At 45.4% G+C, this 7,481-nt stretch carries 6 protein-coding genes; all 6 read left to right on the forward strand.

Annotated elements, in window-relative coordinates:
* Positions 1-82 precede the first annotated feature (82 nt).
* Complete coding sequence (locus BUB11_RS04000; RefSeq protein ID WP_073028028.1) at positions 83-1,408, forward strand: bifunctional folylpolyglutamate synthase/dihydrofolate synthase; 1,326 nt, start codon at positions 83-85, stop codon at positions 1,406-1,408.
* 389 nt (positions 1,409-1,797) lie between these two features.
* Entirely contained in the window at positions 1,798-2,424 is a 627-nt protein-coding gene (locus BUB11_RS04005; protein ID WP_073028030.1) for a DUF47 domain-containing protein, read from the forward strand.
* On the forward strand, positions 2,417-3,424 hold the full coding sequence (locus BUB11_RS04010) for an inorganic phosphate transporter (protein WP_073028032.1): 1,008 nt from the start codon (positions 2,417-2,419) through the stop codon (positions 3,422-3,424). Before BUB11_RS04005 ends, BUB11_RS04010 begins: the two co-directional genes overlap by 8 nt.
* A 404-nt stretch (positions 3,425-3,828) precedes the next feature.
* Positions 3,829-4,527 (forward strand): SPOR domain-containing protein, encoded by a 699-nt coding sequence (locus BUB11_RS04015; RefSeq protein WP_073028034.1) that lies wholly within the window; start codon positions 3,829-3,831, stop codon positions 4,525-4,527.
* Positions 4,528-4,658: 131 nt separating this feature from the next.
* Positions 4,659-5,294, forward strand: a complete 636-nt coding sequence (locus tag BUB11_RS04020) for a redox-sensing transcriptional repressor Rex (RefSeq protein ID WP_073028035.1) — start codon at positions 4,659-4,661, stop codon at positions 5,292-5,294.
* A 228-nt stretch (positions 5,295-5,522) separates the two neighbouring features.
* A complete protein-coding gene (cimA, locus tag BUB11_RS04025) occupies positions 5,523-7,106 on the forward strand; it encodes a citramalate synthase (RefSeq protein WP_073028037.1) in 1,584 nt (527 codons plus the stop codon).
* Positions 7,107-7,481 lie beyond the last annotated feature (375 nt).

Genomic DNA, 7,481 nt, shown 5'->3' on the forward strand with positions numbered 1-7,481 from the left:
AGTTACTTGGTTACACAGGAATTGTAACTCGTTGAGCATAAATCGTGAATCGAAATCATGTTTGCGCAGGAGGGTTAATGCTATGTCTGATAACAATCTTGATCAGGAATATCAAGGGAGCTTACAATACCTCACTACACTGACAACTTTCGGTATCAATTTTGGGCTGGGGCGGATTAAAGAACTGCTTAAGCGAATGGGAAATCCGGAAAAGGCCCTGCGAGTGGTGCATATAGGTGGTACAAACGGCAAAGGTTCGACGACCGTAATGATCGCCAGAATTTTGCGGGAAGCAGGGTATCAGGTTGGGGTCTTTACCTCCCCTCATATGCATGATTACCGAGAGCGTATGGTAATCAATGGCCTTATGATTTCCAAGGAAGATGTTATTCAAATGATCAGCCGTGTGCGTCCCCATCTGGAAGACATGGTTTCTGAAGGGTTCGAGCATCCCACTGAGTTTGAAGTGAGTACCGCCCTGGCCTTGCTCTATTTCGCTGAGAAAAACGTCGACTATGCCTTGATAGAGGTGGGCTTAGGGGGAGCCATCGATTCAACCAATGTGGTTAACCCTCTTATTTCCGTCATTACGAATGTAAGTATGGATCACATGGATTATTTAGGCTCAGATGTAGTTTCAATTGCGAAAGTCAAAGCAGGCATTATTAAACCCAACTCCGTTGTCGTTACAGCTTCTGAGGATCCGGAGGTGATTCAAGTTTTGCGTGACCAGGCCAAGGCTATGGAGGTACCTCTTTGGTTGGTCGGGGAAGATGTTCGCTGGGAAAGCAAGTGGAGCGGAGAGCTGGAACAGGAATTCGACCTGGTGGGATTGCATGCCAATTACTCTAAGCTGCGTCTGCGGCTCATGGGTTTACATCAACTCAGCAATGCTGCAACAGCGGTAACAGTCTGTGAAGTATTGCAAAGTGAATATGGAGTAAATATTCCCAGAGAGGCCATCTATGCCGGGTTACGTGAAGTTGAATGGATCGGCCGCTTAGAATTGCTTTCCTTAAAGCCTAAAATCCTCCTCGATGGGGCCCATAATCTTGATGGAGCACAAGCTTTAGCGCAAGCAATACCCCTTTATGCACGGGATCGACTTGTCCTTTGCTTAGGGATGTTAGCGGATAAGGAACGAGAAAAGGTGGTCAAAATGCTCGTGCCTCTGGCGGATGAAATCATCGTCACCCGGCCAAATTCCCCTCGCGCAGGGGACTGGAAAGCCTTGGGGAGTTTAGCGGAACAATTTGGCCGACCGGTAACCTGCATCGAAGACCCTAAGGAAGCGGTTATTTTTGCCCTCACATGTCTGGGGGAAAATGACATGCTTTGCGTAACGGGCTCAATCTACATGTTGGCAGACGCTCGTCAAGCGTTAATCGACAAAGTTAAATTAGGGTAGCCCTCCATGCAATGGGTTCACTCCTGTGGATCGAAGCCGCCTTCCTTTTGGGTCTATGAGAATTCTTGAGAATGTTTTTTAGGCGTTTTTCAGAGTAGAGTTACTTAGTGGAGTTTCAACTCCACCTGAAGGGCTGAATTCAGGCAGGAGTCTTAGAGCCGCTTATGCTTAGATGAGCGGCTTCGTCATGGGAAATATACGCTAGGTTAATCCTTTGTTAAAAACTTAACATAAACTTAACACAAAAGTTTTAGTATTTGATATAATACTCCGTGGGATGAGCTTACTGTCGAAAGATAGACACAGTTTTGTTGAAAAACAATGAAATTCCGACTTTTAAACTGCGCAGATTTCAGGGTGCTTTGAGAATTTGAGGCTGGGGGTATTTTATGTTTAAGTTGTCTCCTAAAGAGGATAAATTTTTTGCGCTTTTTTCGGAAAGTACTGAAATTATCACTAAATCACTTAAAAGACTTTATGGTATTATGCAACAAGATTGCGTTTCTACCGAAGATGCTGCTCAAATGCATCGGTTCGAAAACGAAGCGGACAACGTCACTACTCAAATCTTAGAACGTCTGAATTGCACCTTTATAACCCCGCTGGATCGGGAAGATATCTACAAGTTGGCTCAAGTTCTTGATGATATCGTCGACTATGCTGAAGGTACAGTGGAAAGAATGCTTCTCTATCGTACAGGCAAACCTTCATTGGGTGCCCTGGAACTTGTCCACTTAGTAGAATTGGCAGCACAGCAAATTCAGTCAGCCTTCTCTTTCTTAGGGAACCTGCATTCCAAGAAATCCAATATTTTAGCTGCCGCCGAAGAGATTTATCACTTAGAAAGTGCGGGGGATAAACTCTATCGCGAAGAAGTAGCCCGTTTATTCGAATATGAAAAAGACCCTATTGAGATCATTAAATGGAAGGAAATCCTGGAACATATTGAATCAACCCTAGATCACTGTGAGTCCATCGCAGATCTTCTCAAAAGCGTGGTCTTAAAATATGACTAGTGTGGGTGTGATGTTAGTCATCGTAGTATTTTTAGCCTTGGCTTTTGACTACATCAATGGATTTCATGATACAGCCAATGCTATTGCTACGAGTGTTTCCACAAGGGCTCTTTCTCCAAAACGAGCGGTAATGCTCGCAGCCACTTTAAATCTTATTGGAGCTCTCTATAGCACCGGAGTTGCCCAAACAATTGCCAAAGATATTGTGTCCCCTAAGTATGTGACACAAGAAGTAGTTATTGCAGCTTTGTTAAGTGCCATTGCCTGGAACCTGCTTACCTGGTATTTTGGGATTCCAAGCAGCTCCTCCCATGCTCTGATTGGTGGAATGGCCGGAGCAGCTGTTGCCAAGGTAGGATTTAGCGTATTGCAGTGGCAAGGCTTAGGAAAGATTCTGGCGGCCCTGATCATTTCCCCCATCGTCGGGATAGTATTAGGTTTTATTATTATGAAGGCATTAGCTTATTTTTTTGCGAATTTTTCACCGTCCAAACTAAATCACGGCTTTAAAAAGATGCAGATTGTCTCTGCCGGTTTGCTGGCTTTTAACCACGGGTCTAATGACGCTCAGAAATCCATGGGGATTATCACCATGGCTCTTATTGCGGCAGGGTTGCAGTCACAATCAGTTCTTGCCCCCCCACTTTGGGTAAAATTCGCTTGTGCTTTGGCAATGGCCGGCGGAACTGCTGCCGGTGGATGGAAAATCATCCGTACCATGGGCGGAAAGATCTTTAAGCTGGAGCCCATCAATGGATTTGCCGCAGATTTGACTTCCTCAATCGTTATTTGGACAGCAACTGTACTCCCGGGTCTTCACCTCCCGGTTTCTACCACTCATGTAGTTTCCGGTTCTATCATGGGGGTTGGAAGTGCCAAACGAGTTTCTGCAGTCCGCTGGGGCGTGGCGCAACAAATGCTTGTAGCTTGGGTTGTGACAATTCCGACAACCTCACTCCTTGCAGCTCTTTGTTACTACATACTTTCCAAGGTCCTTTAAGAGATTAAGCTCTATAAAGATATTATTGATAGATTATAAATATGACTTTCTAATTATTAAAAACGGTGAGTAGACACAAAGGTTTTGGTCGTTGTACCAAGACCTTTGTTTTATCTCTAAAAAGTATATCTTCTCTCACATTTGTCCATTAGGGGGATGTAACGAAACTTGTTTTCCGGTTTATTACATCCCCACTCTATTTGTAATCCCCTGATATAATAGAGGACTGTTCACCACTTCGAAGGTGTACAGCCCTCTATTTTGGGGATAACGCACCACCAGCCTAAAAAATCTTAAGTTTCTTTACGGCCCCGAGTTTTGTAGAGACGGTCTATTTCCGCTATCTGCTACATATCTTCCCCTAGAGAAGTTGTCCTTTATGCAGCAAGGGAAGGGGAATAGAAATGAAGATTGTGGATCAGTTGCGAGTTATCCTAGTCTTGATTTTAGGAATTATGGCCTTAGCTTTATTGACTTGGGGAATCGGCAAAATTTATTTGGAGCTCATAGGTCAATCAAGTCGTGAACATACGGTAAGCGTAAAAAATGACCAAACTCTTGATAAAACCAATCAAGAAACAATACTAGACTTACCGGCAGTAACCTTTTGGACCTGTCAAGCGGGGCTTTTTCAACAAGAACATAATGCTCAGTTGCTCAAAGACCAACTAACGGTGATGGGATTTAAGGCTGAGATAATAAGCGCTAATCCTTGGATGGTAGGAATTGGTTTGAGCCATTCTGCCAATGAGCTTAAGGAATTACGGCAACTCTTAGAGGAAAAGGGTTTTTCGACGATTCCCAAACAAATTCAGCTGCCTGAACGGTCCTTTCGTGTCGCTGGAAATGGCGCTCAATTGACGGCAGAACTATTAAAAAATGTTAATTCAATCCTTGAAAAAGGGTTTAATGGGCAACTGCTGGCTAAGGAAGAGCAACTATGGACGACTCAAGCCGGTGAACATCCGCCCAAAGACTTAGAAGGCCTTCATCAGTTATATAACCAAATACGGAAAAAAACCACACCGGAAGAGCAAGAAGCTGCCGGTTTATCACTTTTTTTTGAGTATCAGAGGGTTATTAATAAGTTTTCTGGTAAATAATAGGTAAAGGGGCATCCATATATTTAAGTTAATGGTAAAAAGATCAAAGATTCAAATTGCGTTTTTCCTTGATAGTGCTATAATTAACATACGCAATTAGGCAAAATTCCAGTGAGAAATGGGGGAACTTATTGAAAACGCTAAAAATTCCAGAGGCAACAATTATTCGGCTTTCAGTTTATTCGCGTCATTTAACTGACGTCGATCGCAAAGGAATTATAACCACATCCTCGGGGGAAATTGCTGATGGAGTCGGCGTTAGTCCTGCACAAGTGCGGAAAGACTTAGCCTACTTTGGGGAGTTTGGAACAAGAGGCGTTGGTTATAATGTTAAAGATCTCCGCCAACATATTATGCGGATTCTTGGGTTAAGTGCTGATTGGAGTGTAACCTTGGTTGGGGTCGGAAACTTAGGCCTGGCGTTGAGTACATATAAAGGGTTCAGAGACCGTGGCTTTATCATCACAAGTATTTTTGACGCAGATCCCAAAAAGGTCGGAACCGTTGTTGAAGGCGTGGAAGTTCTGCCGATTGACCAGCTAGAAACTGTCGTAAGGCAAAATCGTACCCAAATCGGAATTGTAGCTGTACCTTCAGAGTTTGCGCAAGAAATCGTTGACCAATTAATTAACGCCGGAGTGGCTGCCATACTGAATTTTGCCCCTGTGGTATTAAATGTTCCTCCGGAGATTGAACTGCGTAATGTTGACCTGGCGGTAAACCTTGAAGTATTGACCTTTAATGTCTGCGGACAAAGGTGTTATTAATTAACTGTACTGTTGTATATCAACGTGCACCTGTCGTATAATAGCACAATAAGAAGTGTATCTAGGGTTCCGCTGAAAGGGTCTGGACCGAGCGATACAGGTTGGAAAGATACCAGCTACACCGTGTGGGAAAAAAGCCCCGTGGCAAGTTCTTAGGAACTCGTTATGGGGCTTTTGAGTATTATTCTTTATAGCCGCGTTGTGCCGGAGAAATAGAGGGGGAGAACAATGAATCAAGATCAGACGAAAAGAAAAATTACAATTTATGATACAACCTTGAGAGATGGTGCTCAGGGGGAAGGAATTCATTTTTCCACCCAGGATAAACTTAGTTATATAAAACGAATCGAGGATATGGGAAATCTTTATGTGGAAGCAGGATGGCCCGGTGCTAACCCGCGGGATGATGAGTTTTTCCAGCAATGCCGGAACTTACAATCCCCGCTGACAAGTATTGTGGCCTTTGGCAGTACATGCAAGGTTATGGAGTCTCCCGAAAAGAGTGAGATCCTGCTTAAACTTCTGGCTTCAGGGGCCAAGACCATTGCGATCTTCGGAAAAACCTGGGATTTACATGTTCGGGACGTTTTACGGACAACTTTGGAGGAAAATCTGCGCATCATTCGAGAGTCAGTTTCCTTTTTGCTTCAGCAGGGACGAGACGTCTTTTTTGACGCAGAGCACTTCTTTGACGGCTTTAAGGAAAACCCTGATTATGCCTTAAAGTGTATTTCTGCCGCACTTGATGGTGGGGCGAAGACCATTGTTTTATGTGATACAAACGGAGGAAGCCTGCCGGGGGAAATCAGTCTTGGGGTTCAAGCAGTCAAGAAGGATTTTCCCCCCCAAGAGCTGGGCATTCATGTCCACAATGATCGAGGCCTTGCTGTTGCCAATTCACTGATGGCAGTGGAAGCTGGGGTAACTCAAATTCAAGGAACTTGGAATGGATTTGGAGAACGGTGTGGCAATGCTAATTTAAGTACTCTTATTCCGTTGTTACAGCTCAAAGGGGACTATGATGTGGTTTCGGATGCGGCTTTATTAAAGATCACCTCCTTCTCACGTTATGTTGCTGAGCTTACGAATGCACCTTTTGATGAGAAACAGCCCTTTGTGGGGCGAAGTGCCTTTGCCCATAAAGCAGGAATGCACGTGGATGCCATACTGAAAAACCAACGAACCTTTGAACACATGGATCCGGCTGAAGTCGGAAACGAACGACGTATTTTAATTTCTGACCAAGCTGGGAAAGCTAATATCCTGGAACGCCTGCGTCGCTTCGAGCCTGAAATGCAGAAGGACGATCCGCGAGTTGAGATTGCCATGAATGAGATCAAGGAGTTAGAGCATAGTGGATTCCAATTTGAGGCTGCGGAAGGGAGTCTGGATCTATTACTTTTACGGACACTTGGGAAGTTAAGTACTCCTATGTTTGAAGTCTTAGATTATCATGTTTGGAGTGATCCTCTGCGAGGAGAACTTGATTCCGTCGCCGTAGTCAAGGTTAAAGTGGGTGAGGAAACCGTACAAATTGCCTCAGAAGGAAACGGCCCGGTCAATGCACTGGACACAGCTTTGAGGCAGGCCTTGGCCAAGTTCTTCCCCATCTTAGGGGAAAGCGAGTTAGTGAACTATAAGGTTAGGGTGCTGGACGGTTCCCACGGAACGGAAGCTATCGTGCGTGTAATAATAGATACTCGCCTGGGGAATGAAGTGTGGGGGACCATCGGGGTTTCTAAGAATATTTTGAGGGCCAGTGCTCAGGCGTTGCTGGATGCGATTAATTGGACGATATGGAGTGGGAGGTAGAGGCGCGGGTCGCAGGGGCCTTGGGAACGTCGAAGGAGAGTTGAGTTATACTTGCTGGTCGTGGGAGGGTCGCGTCAACACTTGCTCGACCGTGCGCTCGTCGTGCCAAACTAGGGCTTTAATCCGGATGCATGAGAGCAGGGTTCCCGGCCAGTGCGACGTCCGCAGGCCATGGATGGCCAAGTGTCCCTGTAGCCCGAAGACACTGTCTTCGCACGAATTAGCCTTCTTGCAGGATGGCGAGAAGGGACCGTGTCGCATGGCCGGCGGGAAACGTCCCTGTTTTCCGCCCTGCTGGATGAAAGCGGATTAAAGCCGAGTTTGGCTACGACTCACGCAGAGGCGTCGCTGCGTGTGGACGCGACCCTCTTGGGT

The sequence above is a fragment of the Desulfosporosinus lacus DSM 15449 genome, assembly GCF_900129935.1.
Classification (GTDB): Bacteria; Bacillota; Desulfitobacteriia; order Desulfitobacteriales; family Desulfitobacteriaceae; genus Desulfosporosinus; species Desulfosporosinus lacus.